This window comes from Oceanicaulis sp. UBA2681 (genome assembly GCF_002354675.1).
Lineage (GTDB): Bacteria > Pseudomonadota > Alphaproteobacteria > Caulobacterales > Maricaulaceae > Oceanicaulis > Oceanicaulis alexandrii.
On the sequence record NZ_DEMB01000016.1, the window covers coordinates 490,236 to 507,122 of the forward strand.

13 protein-coding genes and 1 pseudogene are annotated in these 16,887 nt (G+C 62.1%); 7 read left to right on the forward strand and 7 right to left on the reverse strand.

Going from position 1 to position 16,887, the window contains the following annotated elements; genetic code table 11:
• Positions 1-393 precede the first annotated feature (393 nt).
• From B3M53_RS13710 to B3M53_RS13725, 4 genes are read right to left on the reverse strand one after another with little or no spacing between them, the layout of a single operon-like run.
• The gene (locus tag B3M53_RS13710; RefSeq protein ID WP_286800691.1) at positions 394-813 is read right to left on the reverse strand and encodes a hypothetical protein; all 420 of its coding nucleotides are present in this window, start codon (positions 811-813) and stop codon (positions 394-396) included.
• Positions 814-818: 5 nt separating this feature from the next.
• A complete protein-coding gene (locus tag B3M53_RS13715) occupies positions 819-2,123 on the reverse strand; it encodes a dihydrolipoamide acetyltransferase family protein (protein WP_286800692.1) in 1,305 nt (434 codons plus the stop codon).
• A gap of 2 nt (positions 2,124-2,125) precedes the next feature.
• On the reverse strand, positions 2,126-3,139 hold the full coding sequence (locus B3M53_RS13720) for an alpha-ketoacid dehydrogenase subunit beta (RefSeq protein WP_286800694.1): 1,014 nt from the start codon (positions 3,137-3,139) through the stop codon (positions 2,126-2,128).
• 3 nt (positions 3,140-3,142) lie between these two features.
• Positions 3,143-4,372: a thiamine pyrophosphate-dependent enzyme gene (locus B3M53_RS13725; RefSeq protein ID WP_286800695.1), complete on the reverse strand. Its 1,230-nt coding sequence runs from the start codon at positions 4,370-4,372 to the stop codon at positions 3,143-3,145.
• Between the two features lie 274 nt (positions 4,373-4,646).
• On the opposite strand from B3M53_RS13725, the gene B3M53_RS13730 reads away from it, so the two are divergent.
• Positions 4,647-5,105, forward strand: coding sequence for a hypothetical protein (locus tag B3M53_RS13730; RefSeq protein WP_286800696.1), 459 nt, complete (start codon positions 4,647-4,649; stop codon positions 5,103-5,105).
• Between the two features lie 55 nt (positions 5,106-5,160).
• Here B3M53_RS13730 and B3M53_RS13735 read toward each other — a convergent pair whose 3' ends face one another.
• Both B3M53_RS13735 and mnmA read right to left on the reverse strand, forming a co-directional pair.
• Entirely contained in the window at positions 5,161-6,348 is a 1,188-nt protein-coding gene (locus B3M53_RS13735) for a thiolase family protein (RefSeq protein ID WP_022700236.1), read from the reverse strand.
• 337 nt (positions 6,349-6,685) lie between these two features.
• Positions 6,686-7,822: a tRNA 2-thiouridine(34) synthase MnmA gene (mnmA, locus tag B3M53_RS13740; protein WP_349678853.1), complete on the reverse strand. Its 1,137-nt coding sequence runs from the start codon at positions 7,820-7,822 to the stop codon at positions 6,686-6,688.
• Between the two features lie 292 nt (positions 7,823-8,114).
• Here mnmA and B3M53_RS13745 point away from each other — a divergent pair, with 292 nt between their 5' ends.
• The 5 genes from B3M53_RS13745 (at position 8,115) to B3M53_RS13765 (ending at position 14,596) form a co-directional block, all read left to right on the forward strand.
• Positions 8,115-9,815: a methyl-accepting chemotaxis protein gene (locus tag B3M53_RS13745; RefSeq protein ID WP_286800699.1), complete on the forward strand. Its 1,701-nt coding sequence runs from the start codon at positions 8,115-8,117 to the stop codon at positions 9,813-9,815.
• 116 nt (positions 9,816-9,931) lie between these two features.
• Positions 9,932-11,158, forward strand: coding sequence for a methyl-accepting chemotaxis protein (locus B3M53_RS13750; protein WP_286800701.1), 1,227 nt, complete (start codon positions 9,932-9,934; stop codon positions 11,156-11,158).
• Between the two features lie 99 nt (positions 11,159-11,257).
• Positions 11,258-12,355, forward strand: coding sequence for a redox-regulated ATPase YchF (gene ychF / locus B3M53_RS13755; RefSeq protein WP_286800704.1), 1,098 nt, complete (start codon positions 11,258-11,260; stop codon positions 12,353-12,355).
• A 73-nt stretch (positions 12,356-12,428) separates the two neighbouring features.
• Entirely contained in the window at positions 12,429-13,304 is an 876-nt protein-coding gene (locus B3M53_RS13760; protein ID WP_286800708.1) for an enoyl-CoA hydratase-related protein, read from the forward strand.
• Between the two features lie 44 nt (positions 13,305-13,348).
• Positions 13,349-14,596: a multidrug effflux MFS transporter gene (locus B3M53_RS13765; protein WP_286800711.1), complete on the forward strand. Its 1,248-nt coding sequence runs from the start codon at positions 13,349-13,351 to the stop codon at positions 14,594-14,596.
• Here the strand turns inward: B3M53_RS13765 and B3M53_RS13770 are convergent.
• Positions 14,593-15,486: a 23S rRNA (adenine(2030)-N(6))-methyltransferase RlmJ gene (locus B3M53_RS13770; protein WP_286800712.1), complete on the reverse strand. Its 894-nt coding sequence runs from the start codon at positions 15,484-15,486 to the stop codon at positions 14,593-14,595. The two genes, B3M53_RS13765 and B3M53_RS13770, sit on opposite strands and share 4 nt — an antisense overlap.
• Positions 15,487-15,822: 336 nt before the next feature.
• Here B3M53_RS13770 and B3M53_RS13775 point away from each other — a divergent pair.
• Positions 15,823-16,887: pseudogene (locus B3M53_RS13775) on the forward strand (DUF5117 domain-containing protein); the annotation flags it as partial.

Below are 16,887 nucleotides of genomic sequence, written 5' to 3' on the forward strand. Positions count from 1 at the left end.
TCTATACCCCCCCCTCAGAAAGGGGAGAGGGACGCTCGCCAATGTCGAGGTTATCCCTGCAGCCGACCTGTTTTTATGGGCCCCGGGGTCAAGCCCGAGGACCAGAGGAAGAAGCCTCAACATTTCAGCCTTCGGACTTGATCCGGAGACCCATGCCATGACGCACACCGTCATCCCGGCCTTGAGCCGGGGTCCACCTGCTTCATCTCTGTGATCAGAGCAAAGCGGTTCCGGTAGATCCCGGATCGCTTCGCGTCCGGGATGACAAGGGGAGAGGTATCCACCCATTCTCTCTCCCGGCGAAGGCCGGGACCCAGAAATCATCAAGCGCTGGCCCATCCGTCTCTGGGCCCCGGCCTTCGCCGGGGAAGAGATGTATTTGGGCTTCTCAGTTTAGCCTTTAGCCGAGACTATTCCGCCCTGTTTTGAAGCGTCCCGCCCGACCAACTTCCAAAAAAGCGCGTAAGCGGCAAGTGGGCCTACAATCCCAGCAATGATCTGAGGCCACAGAACGGACGTGTGTACCGCTGGTGTCAGCGCGACAACGCACACACAAAGCACAGACCAAATGGCGCTTGCCAACTGAGATGTGAGGCCACCTCCACCTCCCAGCAAACGCACTGCAAGAAAACCCAAAGCAAGCAAGACACCACAGACAAACTGAAGCAGCCCGGCAATCTGCCAGACAATAAGCGCGTCCGGATTCAGTGACGTAGCTGAACCAAGCGTCAAACTGCTCAACCCGAAACCCGATGCAATCACTGCTTCATAAAGAAGAAAAAGCGCGAAGATCGGGATCAGGCGTTGCAGCATTCGCCCTAATCCATGAACAGGGTCGCGGGGTTTTCCAGATACGCCTTCATCTCCTGCACCAGCAGGGCGGCTTCATAGCCGTCGACGATGCGGTGATCGAAGCTGGAGGACAGGTTCATGATATTGCGCGGCACGACGCGGCCTTCGCGGTCATAGCGCGGCAGGGTCTGCATCTTGTTCACGCCGATAATGGCGGTCTCGGGATGGTTGATCACCGGGGTGGTGACGATGCCGCCAATGGCGCCCAGAGAGGTGATGGTGATGGTGGAGCCGGTCAGCTCGTCCTTGGTGCACTTGCCGGTCTTGGCGGCGTCGCCCAGGCGTTTCACTTCAGCGGCGACCTCCCAGATGTCGAGGCTCTCAGCATGCTTGACCACCGGCACCATCAGCCCGTTGGGCGTGGCGGCGGCGATGCCGCAATGAATGCCGTCATGCTGCGTCAACAGCGAGCCGTCGGTGTCGAAATGCGCGTTCGCCTGCGGAAATTTCGGCAGGGCTTTCGTCAGCGCCATCACCAGGAAGGGGATGATGGTCAGCTTGGTCTGATCGTCTGACTTCTTCGCATTCATGTGCGCGCGCAGGTCTTCGAGCGCGGTCAGGTCGATCTCGTCCACATAGGTGATGTGCGGAATGGTGCGCTTGGCGTGCGCCATATTCTCGGCGATCTTGCGACGCAGGCCGATGACCTTGATGTCTTCCTTGCCGGTGCGTCGCGCCTTGCCGGCGCCAACCCGTTCCGCCCTGGAGACGAACCGGCCGCCCGCCGCGATGAAATCATCAAGATCGGTATGCGTGATGCGGCAAGCCGGACCGGTGCCCATCACATCGGCGAGATCAATATCCGCCTCCAGCGCGCGCTGACGTACCGCCGGACTCGCCAACGGGCGTTCGCCATTGGAGCGTGCAGGCGCGGCGGTTTTCGCCGGGGCCGCCGCAGCCGGAGCCGGTTTCGGCTCGGGCTTGGGTTCCGGCTTCGGTTCAGCCTTCTGCGCTTCAGCCTTGGGCTCCTCTTTCGAAGCCTCCTTGGTCTCGGGCTCCGCCGCGTTCTCAACATCGTCCGGCACTTCGCCATCCACATCGATGATGAGGATTTCAGTGCCCACCGGGATCACTTCACCCGGCTCGCCGACGATGGATTTCACCACGCCGTTCACCGCGCACGGAATCTCGACCGTCGCCTTGTCCGTCATCACATCCAGGATGTGCTGGTCCTCGGTGACCTTGTCCCCGGCCTTGATGTGCCATTCGACGATTTCCGCCTCGACGACGCCTTCGCCCACATCGGGGAGCTTGTATTTGTATTCGCTCATGCTCAGGCCTCCGTCACAGTCTTCATCGCGCGCGCAAAGCGGTCGCGCGTGGGGAAGTACGCCCATTCATGGGCGTGCGGATAAGGAATGTCCCAGCCGGTCAGACGGAAGATCGGCGCTTCCAGCGCATAGAAGCATTCTTCCTGGATCTGTGCGGCCAGCTCGGCGGCGAAACCGGAGGTGCGCGGCGCTTCCTGAGCGACGACGACCCGACCGGTCTTGTTCACCGATTTGGCGATGGTCTCGATATCATAGGGCACGAGCGTCTTGAGATCGATGATCTCGGCATCGATGCCTGACGCTTCGGCGGCGGCCTGGGCCACATGGACCAGCGTGCCATAGGCGATCACGGTGCAGGCTTCGCCTTCACGCACCACTTCCGCCTTGCCCAGCTCGACCGTGTAATGGCCTTCAGGCACCTCGCCCTTGGCGTGCTTGGCCCAGGATTTCAGCGGGGTGTCCGGCACGCCGTCAAACGGGCCGTTATAAATCCGCTTGGGCTCAAAGAAGATCACCGGATCGCCGCTTTCCAGCGCCGAGATCAGCAAGCCCTTGGCGTCATACGGGTTGGACGGGACCACCACCTGAAGCCCCGGCACATGAGTAAAGAAGGCTTCCGGGCTCATCGAGTGAGTCTGGCCGCCGCGAATGCCGCCGCCCCAAGGCGACCGCACGACGCAGCCCGATGTGAACTGACCCGCCGAGCGATAACGGATACGGCTCATCTCGGAGACGATCTGGTCGATCGCGGGAAAGATGTAGTCTGAAAACTGGATCTCAGCGATGGGCTTGAGGCCTTTCGCCGCCATACCCACTGACATGCCGGCAATCGCCGCCTCGTTGATCGGGGTGTCAAACACCCGGTCGAGGCCGTATTTTTCTTGAAGCTTGTCGGTGGCTTTGAAAACGCCGCCGAAATAGCCTGCATCCTCGCCAAAGACCACAACGTCCGGGTCACGCTCCAGAAGCACGTCCATGGCGGAGTTCAGCGCCTGAATGATGTTCATCGCTGGCATGACTTAAACCCCCAGATCCTGGCGCTGACGGCGCAGCCGCCAATCGGGCTTGGCGTAGACGTCTTCGAAAATGCTTTCGGTGGGCGAAAGCGGGCCTTCATGCAACGTGCCGTGGCTTTCCGCTTCCTTGTAGGATTTCACCACCAGCGCGGTCATCTGTTCTTCAAGCTTGGCCTGACGGGTCTCATCCCACTCACCCTTGCCGATCAGATGCTGTTTCAGGCGCTCGATGGGATCGCCCAGCGGCCAGCGGGCGGACTCGGTCTTGGGACGGTATTTGGTGGGATCGTCGGAGGTGGAGTGCGCGTCCGCCCGATAGGTGAACAGCTCCAGCACCGTCGCGCCCTTACCCTGGCGGGCGCGCTCTGCGGCCCATTGGGTGGCGGCGTAGACGGCGAGGAAGTCATTGCCGTCCGCCCGGATCGAGGCGAGGCCATAGCCCAGCCCTTTCGCCGCAAAGGTCGGCGCATCGCCGCGGGCGATGTTCTGGTTGGACGAGATGGCCCATTGGTTATTCACGACGTTGAAGATCACCGGCGCGCGATAGGTGGACGCCAGGGTCAGACCGGCGTGGAAATCGCCTTCCGCCGTGGTGCCGTCGCCAATCCAGCTCGCCGCGATCTGGTCCTCACCCTTATAGGCGCAGGCCATGGCGTAGCCGGCCGCTTGCGGGAACTGGGTGCCCAGATTGCCCGAGATCGTGAAGAAATTGCCTTCAGCCCAGGTGTAGTGCACCGGCAGCTGGCGACCTTTGAGATTGTCGCGGCTGTTGGAGATGCAATGGCACATCATGTCGACGATATTGCGCCCGCGCGCGAACAGGATGCCCTGCTGGCGATAGCTGGGGAACACCATGTCGGTGGGCTTCAGAGCCATGGCGGCGGCGACGGCGACCGCCTCCTCGCCCGTGGACTTCATGTAGAAGCTCATCTTGCCCTGACGCTGCAGCTTGAGCATGCGTTCGTCATAGATCCGGGTGAGCACCATATGGCTCAGGCCTTCACGCAGAACTTCGGGGCTCAGCCCAGGGTTCCACGCGCCAACGGCCTGATGGTTGTGGTCCAGAACGCCGACGAGCCCTGTCGCCAAGTCTTGGGTCTCTTGCCAGGATGCGGCGGGATCAGGCCGCGGCGCCTCGCCCGCTTTCTGAAGATCGAGATGGGCGAAGTCGGGCTCGTCCCCCGGCCGATACGGCGGGGTCGGAACGTGGAAACGAGTCTGTCCGTTCGACATGCTTTGTCCGTACGTTTCTTCAAGCCATACAAGGCTTTTCAGGCCGCGAGGTAGCGTTCAGAATCGGTTTTGGCAAGCGAAGCGCCACAAGCAAAGCCATGCTGCAGCGCATCATGATTTTTCCGTTTCCGGTGAAAATCGGACGTAAAAACCAGACGAGCCGCACCGCTTTTCACGCATGCCGCAAGGAAAAAATGCGACCAAGGCCACTTGATTTAGAAATCATAAGTTACATGGCGCACAATCATAGGGCATTGCAACACAGGCAAGAGACATGACGCGTGTGAATCTCGCAAACCAGCTCCTCTCCGACCGCCCACGTATCTGGTATCTCGCTGTGGGCGGGGTTGAGACCGTCCACGGGGCCATGGGCAATCTGCAAGAGCTTCAAAGACGCGTCGACAAGGAGCATATCCGGGGCGCGATCATCGATTTCCGCAAACTCGACGGATACAACCCCCAACAGGACTGGGTCGGGTTTCTAAAAGGGTTGAAGGCTTATACGCCGCATGGCCTGCCCATCGCCTGGATGGCGCACACGCATGGGGCCAACGCCGCCCAGCAACTGGCGCAAGCGGCTCAGAAAGCGGGTGCGCTATCGCAGTTTTGTCTCAACTGGCAGGCTGCGCTGATGACGGTCGGCCTGCCCAAAACCACGCCCGACCCCTTGCCGGGCCTGAACGCGCCTGCTGACGGCGGCGATAAAGACGACGATGTCTTCTTGCTCGACTAGACAAAAAAGCCCCGGCCTGATGACCGGGGCTTTCTCAAACGGTGTTTGACACCGATTAGTTCAGGCGTTCGATCGCGACCGCGGTGGCTTCACCGCCGCCGATGCACAGCGAGGCGACACCTTTGGTCTTGCCCTGGCTTTCCAGAGCCGCGATCAGGGTGACCATGATCCGCGCGCCGGACGCGCCGATCGGGTGACCCAGCGCACAGGCGCCGCCATTGACGTTCACAACGTCATGGGAAAGGCCCAGCTCTTTCATCGCGATCATCGGAACCACGGCGAAAGCTTCGTTGATCTCCCACAGATCCACATCGTCCTTGGTCCAGCCCGCCTTCTCCAGAACCTTGCGCATGGCCGGAACCGGCGCCGTAGTGAAGTAAGCCGGCTCATGGGCGTGAGCGGCGGTGGCGACGATCTTCGCCAGCGGCTTCAGGCCGCGGCGCTCGGCTTCGCTCTGGCGCATCATCACCAGTGCAGCCGCGCCGTCAGAAATCGCCGAAGCGTTCGCCGCCGTCACCGTGCCGTCCTTGCCGAACGCAGGCTTCAGGCTGGGGATCTTTTCCGGGCGCGCCTTGCGGGGCAATTCGTCGGTCTCAACGGTGACATCGCCCTTGCGGCTCTTGATGGTGACCGGGGTGATCTCGCGTTTGAAATCGCCTTTTTCAGTGGCGCGGATGGCGCGGGCCAGGGTTTCCAGCGCGTAGGCGTCCTGATCTTCGCGGGTGAACTGGTGCTCACGCGCGATCATGTCGGCGAACACGCCCATGGCGTTGCCTTCGTAGGCGTCTTCCAGACCGTCCTGGGCCATGTGGTCCTTGATCACGTCGTGGCCGTATTTGAAGCCGGTGCGATGGTTCGGCATCAGATGCGGCGCATTGGTCATGGATTCCATGCCGCCCGCCACGATCACCGAGGCGTCGCCTGAGGCGATGGAAGCGCGGCCCATGATGGCGGCCTGCATGCCAGAGCCGCACATCTTGTTCAGCGTGGTCGCCTCGACCGATTTGGGCAGACCGCCCTTGATGGCCGCCTGGCGCGCCGGAGCCTGGCCCTGGCCGGCGCTCAGCACGTTGCCCATGTAGATGAGGTCCACATCGTCGCCGGCCACGCCAGCTTCAGCGAGCGCGGCCTTGACGGCTTCCGCGCCCAGCTCATTGGCGGACATCCCCGCCAGTTCTCCCAGCAGGCCGCCCATAGGGGTGCGCGCCATACCTACGATGACAATCGGATCTTCGGAACTCATGGTCCGTCTCCTAATAGTTTTATCACGGCCGGCTCGGGCCGGTCATTGGGGTCAGAGAAAGGCCTTGTTTCGCACCGCGTCAAGAGTGCTCGCATACGCAGCAGGGCGGCGCAGTCGCGCCACAATGGCGCAATCTCGACTGAAACAGCTTGCGCAACAGGCCTTTTCTGGCTCGGCCCAGACCCATTCACAGAGTTATGAGCCACATTCATTTTTTGATGAGCGCAAGGGCAGAAGCAGAAATGATCCGGATCTATTTCCACGTCCGGGCGCGCAGGGTCATGCCTTACCCGCTTTGAGCGAGAAACAGATCACAGCAGATTCTCGAAGTCAGACACTAGCCCGTCGCCCGGATCCAGCCCCCGCCCAGCACCCGGTCATGATCGGGGTGTGAATAAAAGACACAGGCCTGGCCCGGCGCGACACCTTCTTCACCTGCGTCCAGCAGAACGAAGACGCCGTCTTCGCCCACTTCCAGAACCGCCGGTTTGGGCGGACGGGTGGAGCGCACCTTGATGCCGACCGTCAGACCATCGGCTTCGCTCAGATCGCCATCGCCGATCCAGTTCACATCTGTCAGCGTGATCTTGCGCACTTGCAAGGCTTCGCGCGGGCCGACTATGACTTGCGCCGCCTCCGCATCCAGACGCACCACATAAAGCGGCTCGCCCGTGGCGATCCCCAGGCCGCGGCGCTGGCCCACCGTATAGCGCAGCACGCCTTTATGCTGGCCCATCACCCGGCCGTCCAGATGCACGATCTCGCCCGGACGAGAGGCGCCGGGACGCACTTTCTCAACTACGCTGGCGTAATCCCCGTCGGGCACAAAACAGATGTCCTGGCTGTCGGGCTTGGCGGCCACGATCAGCCCCAGCGCGGCGGCCAGCTCACGCGTCTGGTCCTTGCTCAGATGCCCGAGCGGGAAGCGCAGATAATCAAGTTGCTCTTCGGTAGTGGCGAACAGGAAATAGGACTGGTCCTTGCCCGCATCGGCGGCGCGGCGCAGCTCGGGGCGGTTGCCGTTCATCGTGCGCTGGATGTAGTGCCCCGTGACCAGACAGTCCGCGCCCAGTTGCTTGGACGTCGCCAACAGGTCGGCAAACTTCACAGACTGATTACACCGCACGCAGGGGATGGGAGTGAAGCCGGCCAGATAGGTGTCGGCGAAATCCTCGATCACCGCTTCACGGAAGCGGGTTTCATAATCGAGCACATAATGGGCAAAGCCCATCGCCTCTGCGACACGGCGAGCGTCATGAATATCCTGGCCCGCACAGCACGCGCCTTTGCGGTGCACCGCCTCGCCATGGTCATAGAGCTGCAACGTCATGCCCACGACCTGATAGCCGGCGCGATGCAGGACCGCGGCCACAACCGAGCTGTCGACTCCGCCAGACATGGCGGCGACCACGCGGTGGTCAGAGGGCTCGCCGCCCAGATTGAGGAATTCGCCTGTGAGCCCGTACTCCGCCATCAACGCGTCTACGCGCGCCGTATCGAGCACCGGATTGGCAACAGGAGTGGAAACAGCGCCCGCGCCAGGGCGCGGGGCGTTGGAAATAAGCGTCGTCATTATCTTTCCCCTACCGGTTCAAGGCCGGAAGCGAATTACAAAAAGAGGGCCGCATATAAGAGCAAGACTGAAATAAAGCCAGTCAATCCGATCACGATGTCTATCCAGGCAGGCTTTGGGCAACAGTGCTTCAGACTTTTTTAGCCATAACTGCGTCACCTCACAGGGCATCCGGCAACCAAGAGAGACTCATATGTTCAGTTCCCTGGTTACACGTCTCGTCACGCTCATTCTGGGGCTCGTCGCTGTGGGGATCGCGCTGACGGCGCTGTCTGCAGGCTGGGTGATCAACAATTCAATCTCACGCTCCGCCTCCGAAGCGCAGGAAATGAACTTGCGGGTCGCAGCCGCCACGCTGCAGACCACACGCCTTCCGGAACTGGACATTCGATATAATTCGGATGGCGAGATCACGCGACTGGAAGCGCCGGCGCTGCCTGAGTTCACCTCCCACGAAATGATTGACTCCGTGGGACGCCAGACCGGCCAGACCGCCACCTTGTTTATCTGGTCGGAAGCCGAAAACGACTTCTTCCGACGCACCACCAATATCGTCAAACCCGATGGAAACCGGGCCGTGGGCACCCCGCTGGGCGCCGGCTCCGTTTATGACTCCATGATGGCCGGGCAGGGCTTCCGCGGCCAGGCGACCATTCTGGGCAAGGACTATTTCACCGCCTACCAACCTGTTTTCACCCCCGAGGGCGAAACTATCGGCATCTTGTATGTGGGCGTGGAAAAAGCGGCGATCATCGCCACGCGTAATACGGTTCTGATGATCACGGGCCTGCTGGCGCTCATTTCGCTTGCGATTGCGGGCGGGGTCGGCTTCTGGGTCAGCCGACGCGCGTTGTCGCCGATCAATGTGGTGACGCACACCATTGATGAAGTCGCGGCGGGCCAGTACGCGCCAAACCATCAGTTCCTGGAGCGCAAGGACGAAATCGGACGCATCGCCAACGCCGTACGTGGCCTGTGTGTGAAACTGCAGGACGCTGAAAGCCTGCGGCGAAACGAAATGGACAAACAAGCGCTCGAGGCGTGTCGCGCCAAAACCCTGGCTGACGAAATCTCCAAGTTCGAACAGACCGCCAATCAGGTCCTGAGCACCGTCACCAAAGCCGCACAGGACGTGCAGCAAACCGCTCAATCCACCCGCGCGACCACTATCGAAAGCCGCGATCGTCTGGCCAAGGTCAGCGAAGCGGCTCAGGCCGCCAGCGCAGGCGTCCAGACCATGGCCGCCTCCACCGAGGAGCTCAACGCCTCCATCGGCGAGCTGCGCGGGTCTGCGGCCCGCGTGGCGGAGCTGACCTCCGCGTCCGCAGACCAGACCCAGCAAAGCCGGTCCAAGATGGAAGACATCAGCGACTCCCTGACCGACATGACCGAAATCATCGCGGGCATCGACGCCGTGGCCGAACAGACCAACCTTCTGGCGCTGAACGCCACCATCGAGGCGGCGCGCGCCGGTGAAGCCGGCAAAGGCTTCGCGGTCGTCGCCTCAGAAGTCAAAGCCCTGGCCGAGCAAACCACCAAGCTGACTGAGACCATCAACGCCCGGATCGTGAACTTCAAATCCCTGGTCCAGGACGCCGGTCAGGCGACGCAAAGCGTGGCGGACGCCATGATGCAGATCGATCAGGCGTCGTCTGAAAGCGCCTCTGCGGTCGAACAACAAACCGCCGCCGTGTCTGAAATCAGCCGCTCCGCCCAGACCGCCGCCGAACGCACGGGACTAGTGGACGAAGAAACCAGCACAGTCATGAAAGGCGCTGAGGCCTCGGTGGCCAATGCGGATCAGATCGCCCAGCTTTGCTCGGAACTGGAAAGCAACGCGGCCAGCATGTCGAAGACGATCAACGACTTCCTGCTTTCAGTTAGAACGGCCTAAGCATAAGACTATTCTAGCTTATCGCCTCCTAAGGAGTGTGAGACCCCACACTTTTTAGGGGGGCATTAACCCTCATGGCCCCATCACACTGACAGTTCAATCAACTGAGATCTGTGATGCCCGCGCTGCCGCTTTCCGTTCGCTTCATCCTCGTCTTTCTCGGCCTGATGACCTTTGGGGTGTTGCTGAAGACCGGGCTGTACGCCGCCTTCGGCGCAGGCTGGCTGGGCTTTTTGATGGCCACCGCGATCGCCGGCGCCATCACTGCGGCGCTCGCCTGGCCCGTCATCCAGCGCATGTTCAAGCCGATGCTCGATCTGGCCCAGCGTATGGACGCTGTGGCGCAAGGCGATCGCAGCGCTGACGACGCGTTTGAAGGTCGGGCCGACGAAATCGGCCGGATCGCCAAGGCCCTCAACCACATGACCCAGCAGCTCCACGCCGCCGAGACCGCCCAGGCGGGCGAACTGTCCCGCAAGGAGCTAGAAGCGCAAAAGGCGCAGGCTCTGCAGGCTGAAATCGAGACCTTCAAGACCGGCGCCGGTCAGACCTTGCGCGCTGTTGAAGCTTTGCTTGAGCAAGTCGTCGAGGCGGCCGAGACGTCCCGAACCGCCGCTGAAGACGGCCAGTCCCGCGCCGGCTCTATGAACGAAGCCGCGCGCGAGGCCAGCAATGGCGTGCAGACCATGGCCGCCGCCACTGAAGAACTGAATGTCTCGATCAATGAAGTGCGCGGCTCCGCCGAACGCGTGTCGAACCTCACCCGACGCACCGCCGAGCGCACCCAGGAGAGCCAGGCCAGCATGAACGAGATGGCCTCGGCGCTGACGGACATGGTGGAGATCATTTCCGGTATCAACGCCGTGGCCGAGCAAACCAATCTTCTGGCGCTCAACGCCACCATCGAAGCGGCGCGCGCCGGTGAAGCCGGTAAAGGGTTTGCGGTTGTGGCCAGCGAAGTGAAAGCCCTCTCCACCCAGACCACCAAGCTGACCGAGACCATTGGCGAGCGGATTTCCCGCTTTGAAGCCAGCGTTCAGGACGCCTCCAAGACGGCGGCTGCGATTGTCGAGGAGATCAGCGAGATCGACGCGGCATCCGCGGAAAGCGCCTCCGCTGTCGAACAGCAGACCGCCGCCGTCGCCGAAATTTCCGGGACCGCCCAGACCGCCGCCCAGAAAACCCAGGCTGTGGATGAGGACAGCGTGCAGGTGATGCAAGGCGCGCAAAACGCCGTCGCCGCTGCGAACCAGATTGCAGACATGGCCAACCAGCTGCGCACCAACGCCAATGATCTGTCTGACCGGATCGACGGTTTTCTGGAGGCGGTGAACGCCGCATAGCGCGGCCTCTCTGCCCGCCCCCCTTCCCTCAATCCCGCGTTCGGCCTATACGGCCCGCCAAAGTCGCTACACACGCTGAGCTGAAGAGAGGCGCGCGCCATGGGTTTCAAATGCGGGATTGTCGGTCTGCCGAATGTGGGCAAATCAACCCTGTTCAACGCGCTGACCCAGACGGCTGCGGCCCAGGCCGCGAACTATCCCTTCTGCACCATTGAACCCAATGTGGGCGAAGTGGCGGTTCCCGAGCCGCGCCTGCAAAAGCTTGCCGAGATCGGCGGTTCGGCCAATGTGATCCCGGCGCGGATGAACTTTGTGGACATCGCCGGCCTGGTGAAAGGCGCGTCGCAGGGCGAGGGCCTCGGCAACCAGTTCCTGGCCAATATCCGCGAGACCGACGCGATCTTGTACGTGCTGCGCTGTTTTGAAGATGGCGACATCACCCATGTCGCAGGCAAGATTGATCCGCTGGCCGATTTCGAGACCGTGGAGACCGAGCTGATGCTCGCCGACATGGACAGCCTTGAAAAGCGCCGCGCTAATCTCGAAAAGAAAGCCAAGTCCGGCGACAAGGACGCCAAGGCCACCATCGAGCTGGTGGATCTGGCCCTGGCCGAGCTGCAGGAAGGCCGCCCGGCCCGCAATGCGGATGTCCCTGAAGACGTGGCCAAGGAGTGGAAGATGCTCCAGCTCCTGACATCAAAGCCTGTCATGTTCGTTGCCAATGTGGACGAAGACTCCGCGGGAACCGGCAACGCCTTTTCCAAGGTCGTTGAAGAGCGCGCCGCCCAGGACGGTGCAGCTTGCGTCGTGATCTCCGCCAAGATCGAATCCGAGCTGGCTCTGCTGGACGATGACGAACGCGCGGAATACCTCGCCGAGATCGGCCTTGAAGAGCCCGGCCTCGATCGTCTGATCCATGTGGGCTACACGCTGCTGGATCTTCAGACCTATTTCACCGTCGGCCCGAAAGAAGCGCGCGCCTGGACCATTCGCAAGGGCTGGACCGCGCCCAAGGCCGCCGGCGTCATCCATGGCGATTTTGAACGCGGCTTCATCCGGGCCGAAACCACCGCCTATGACGATTACGTCTCCAACGGCGGGGAAAGCGGCGCGCGCGAAGCCGGCAAGCTGCGTCAGGAAGGCAAGGAGTATGTCGTCCAGGACGGCGACGTCATGCTCTTCAAATTCAACGTCTAAAGCGCGACACAGCAGCTGACGACCGGGCGTTAAGCGCTTAAGCTCTCCGAAAAACAGATTTTCGGGGAGTGATATGAGCTATTCCACCATTCGCTATGAGGTTCAGGACGGCATCAGCCTTCTAACCCTGCATCGGCCCGACGCCATGAACGCCTTCACCACGCAAATGGGTGAGGAAATGGCGGACGCGTTTGATGCTTCGGACGCCGATCCTTCCGTGCGAGCCATGGTGGTCACGGGCGAGGGCCGCGCCTTCTGCGCCGGGGCGGACCTGTCGCTGGGAGCTGAAACCTTCAACGCCGTCGCCACGGCCCAGGCCGAAGGCGAGCTGGTGGACACCGATCCGCAATGGCGCGATTTCGGCGGGCGGTTGAACCTGCGCATCTTTGATAGCGAGAAACCGGTCGTGGCCGCCATCAACGGCGCCTCGGTCGGCATCGGCGCGACCATGATCCTGCCCATGGATGCGCGCGTGGCGCTGGCGGGCGCGAAATTCGCCCTGCCCTTCACCAAGCGCGGCATCGCCTGGGATGGCTGCGCCAGCTGGTTCCTGCCGCGTCTTGTGGGCGTCGAGGCTGCACTCGACTGGGGGCTGTCAGGCCGCACCTTCCTGGCCGAGGAAGCGCTGGCGCGCGGTCTTGTCAGCGAACTGCAGGACACGCCCGAAGCGGTGCTGGAGCGCGCACTGGCGCGGGCGCGCCTGTTCGTGAAAGACACCGCACCGGTTTCCGTCGCCATGAACCGTCGCCTGCTCTGGCGGATGCTGGGGGCGAGCCATCCCATGGAGGCGCACCGGCTGGAAAGCCGCGCCATCCTTCATCGCGGCATGTCGCCAGATGCGGCTGAGGGCGTGACAAGCTTCCTGGAGAAGCGTACCCCGAACTTCCCCGGCCAGGTTCCTGCTGATTATCCAGCAGGCTGGCCCTGGGACACGGACCCGCAATACTAAGCCCCAGCCCCAATCGCGGTCGGGACGGCGCCCAGGAGGCCCGCTTGCAGCACCTGCCCTCTCCCGACCCGCTCCGCCCGCAAATCTCCACGCGGGAGCTGATCGCCATGGTCGGCTTCCTGATGGCGCTCAACGCCCTGTCCATCGACATCCTGCTGCCCGCTTTGTCCGAGGTCGGCAATGCACTGGGCGCGCCGGGCAATGACCGCCAGCTGGTGATCACCTCTTACGTCTTCGGCTTTGGACTGGCGCAGCTCGGCTTCGGACCGCTGTCAGATTCCCTGGGACGCCGCCGGACCCTGCTGATCGCGCTGGTCGCCTATCTGGCGGCGACATTGCTGTGCCTGGGCTCGCAAGGTTTGTGGCAATTGGTGGCCGCCCGCGCCCTGCAAGGAGTCGCGGCGGCGGCCACACGGGTCATCGCCGTGGCCATCGTGCGCGATCTGGTGTCGGGACGCCGGATGGCGGAGATCATGTCTTTCGCCATGACCGTCTTCACGGTCGCCCCCATCCTGGCGCCCAGCATCGGCCAGCTGATCCTGTTCGGCGGCAGCTGGCGGGTGATTTTCGTCTTCCTGTTCGTGATGGCGGCGGCGCTGTCGGTCTGGATGCTGATCAGGTTGCCTGAAACCCTGCACCCCGACAAACGCACCCCGCTGCGGTTCGGGTCGGCGATGCGCAATTATGTTCTGGCCGCCTCCAACCGCATCACGCTGGGCTATCTGACGGCGTCCTGCTTCATCATGGGGGCGCTCTTCGCCTTCATCGCCACCTCTGAACAGGTCTTGGCGGAGCTGTATGAGCTGGGCGTATGGTTCCCGCTCGCCTTCGCGGTCATCGCGATCGGGCTGGCGGGCGCCAATATCGTCAACGCCAAGATCGTGCGTCGGCTGGGCATGCGGCGGATCTCCCACTCCGCCTTGATCGCCTATCTGCTGGTCAATGGCGTGAACATGACGCTGGCCCTGTTCGGTCAGCCGCCCTTCATCGTCTATTTCGTGCTGCTGATGGCCGCCTTGATGCTGTTTTCCATGATCGGGGCGAATTTCTCCGCCCTCGCCATGGAGCCGGCGGGCGAACGCGCCGGGACCACCGCCGCGCTCTACGGTTCATCCACCGCAATGGCGGGCGCCGTGCTCGGCTCTCTGATCGGCCAAGGCTATAACGGCACGGTGCTGCCGATCACCATAGGGTTCACGGTGCTGGGCGCATTGGCCCTGCTGACGGTGCTGTGGACGGAAAAAGGCAAGCTCTTTGGCGTCGGCGAAACCAGTGATGAGGCGGACGCCTAGAATTCATCCACCATCAGGCTGTCATCATTGATGCAGCCGTCGAGACGCCAGCCCGCATCCTCATCTTGCGCCAAAAGCTCGGTCAGCCAGGGCAAGAGTTTCAGCAAGCGCTCTTCCAGCTTGAAGGGAGGATTGACCACCACCACGCCAGCGCCGGCGAGCGGTCCCTCTTCCTTGAGCTCGCGCACCCACATGTCCGCGCGCAACAGCTTTTCGCCTTCAAGGCCCTGATCCGCGATCAGCCATTCCGCCAGGCCGACGTCAAAGCGCTCCTGCGCCCACAAATCCTTTAGCGGCCGCCAGAAAATGAAGGTTCCGGTCGGCCAGCGCTCCAACGCGGACTTCGCCGCCTGCGCCATGAACGCCATCTCGTCACGATGCTCGAACGGCGGATCGATGATCACCAGCCCGCGCTTTTCCCGAGGCGGCACCAGTCCTGGCAGTGCCCGATAGCCATCCATGGCCTGAACCTTCACACGGGCGTCGCGCGCATAGCGCTTGTCCAGGGTGACGCTATCATCCTTGTGAAGTTCGCACAGATGGATGCGGTCTTCCGCGCGCGCCAGACGGGCCGCGATTTCAGGCGAACCGGGATAGCTGGTCAGCGCGTCGCCGGAATTCATCGCGCGCACCACATTCAGATACGGGTCGAGCGAATCGCGAAGCTCCGCGGGAATGTCCGCTTCCATCAGGCGGCCGATGCCCTGCATCCACTCAGGGCTGCGACGGGCCTCGTCACCCGTCAGGTCATAAGCGCCGACGCCTGCATGCGTGTCGATCACCCGATAGGGCTTGGGTTTGGCGGCCAGATGCTCAAGGCATTGAGCGAGCACCAGATGCTTGAGCACATCCGCGAAATTACCGGCGTGAAACGCGTGACGATAGTTCATATGGGCTCGCTTTGCGCCTTGGATGAGGTCGGTTTGTATACGGGCGGCTTACAATGTGACCAAACTGTAACCGATCACGACTTTGCTCTCGCCCCATCTCCAGCCTAGTTTGTCATCTTTGTACGGCAATCAAGAGGGGAGGGCTTTGAAATGTCGCAGTTTCGCAGCCTGTGGTTCACGGCGGCCATAGCCGCCATTACAGCGGGTTCGCCCGCATTCGCCCAAGACGAGGGCGATGAGGACGAAGCGCAAACCATTGAAGGGTTCACCGAAGAGTTTGAAACGATCGACGGTCTGTTTCCGCTCTATCGCAACCGTGAAGACGGCGCGCTCTATATGGAGATCGCCGCTGATCAGCTCGACGATGAATTCGTCTATTTCACCTATGCTGAAGACGGCGCGCCGCGCACCGGCCTGTTTCGCGGTCAGTTCCGTGACAATCGTGTTCTGACGTTCGCCCGCCATTACGGCGAAATCGAGATCAGCGCCGAGAACACCAGCTTCTCCTTTGACGAAGACAATGCGCTGTCACGCGCCTCCAGCGCCAACATCACTCGCGCGCCGCTGGCCGTGCTAGAGATCGAAGCAGAAACCGAAGGTGAAGACGACGCGCCGGACCGGTTCCTGGTGCAGATCGACTCGCTTCTGAGCGGCGAAGACCTTTCGCAAATCAAGCCGAACGCGCCACGCGGCCCCGGCGCCGAAGACGCGTTCTCCATGGGCCGTCTGTCCGGTGACCGCACCCGCGTTCTGGACATTCGCAACTATCCTGAGAACACCGATGTGGTCGTCGAGTACGTCTACACCGAGGACTCCCCGCGCAATGGCGGCGGCGCCGAGATTACCGACGCTCGCGCCGTGGCGGTGACGGTGCAGCACAGCTTCCTGGCCCTGCCCGAAGAGGGCTATGAGCCGCGCGCAGACGATTTCCGCGTGGGTTATTTCGGCCAGCGCGTCACCAATCTGACCGACACCAGCGTCACGCCCTATGATGACGTGATCAATCGCTGGCGTCTGGTGAAGCAAGACCCGACCGCCGAGATCTCTGATCCGGCGGAGCCGATTGTCTGGTGGATCGAGAACACCACCCCGGTCGAACTGCGCGACATCATTCGCGACGCCGCCCTGACCTGGAACATCGCCTTTGAAGCCGCGGGCTTCTCCAATGCGTTGGAAGTGCGGGTCCAGCCTGACGACGCAGACTGGGACGCTGGCGACATTCGTTACAATGTGCTGCGCTGGACGTCTTCGCCCACGCCACCCTTTGGCGGCTACGGCCCCAGCTTCACCCATCCGCGCACCGGCGAAATCATGGGCGCGGACATCATGCTGGAATACGTCTTCATGACGAACCGCATCCGCTATTCGGAGCTGTTTGACGTGGCGGGCCTGAGCCAGTGG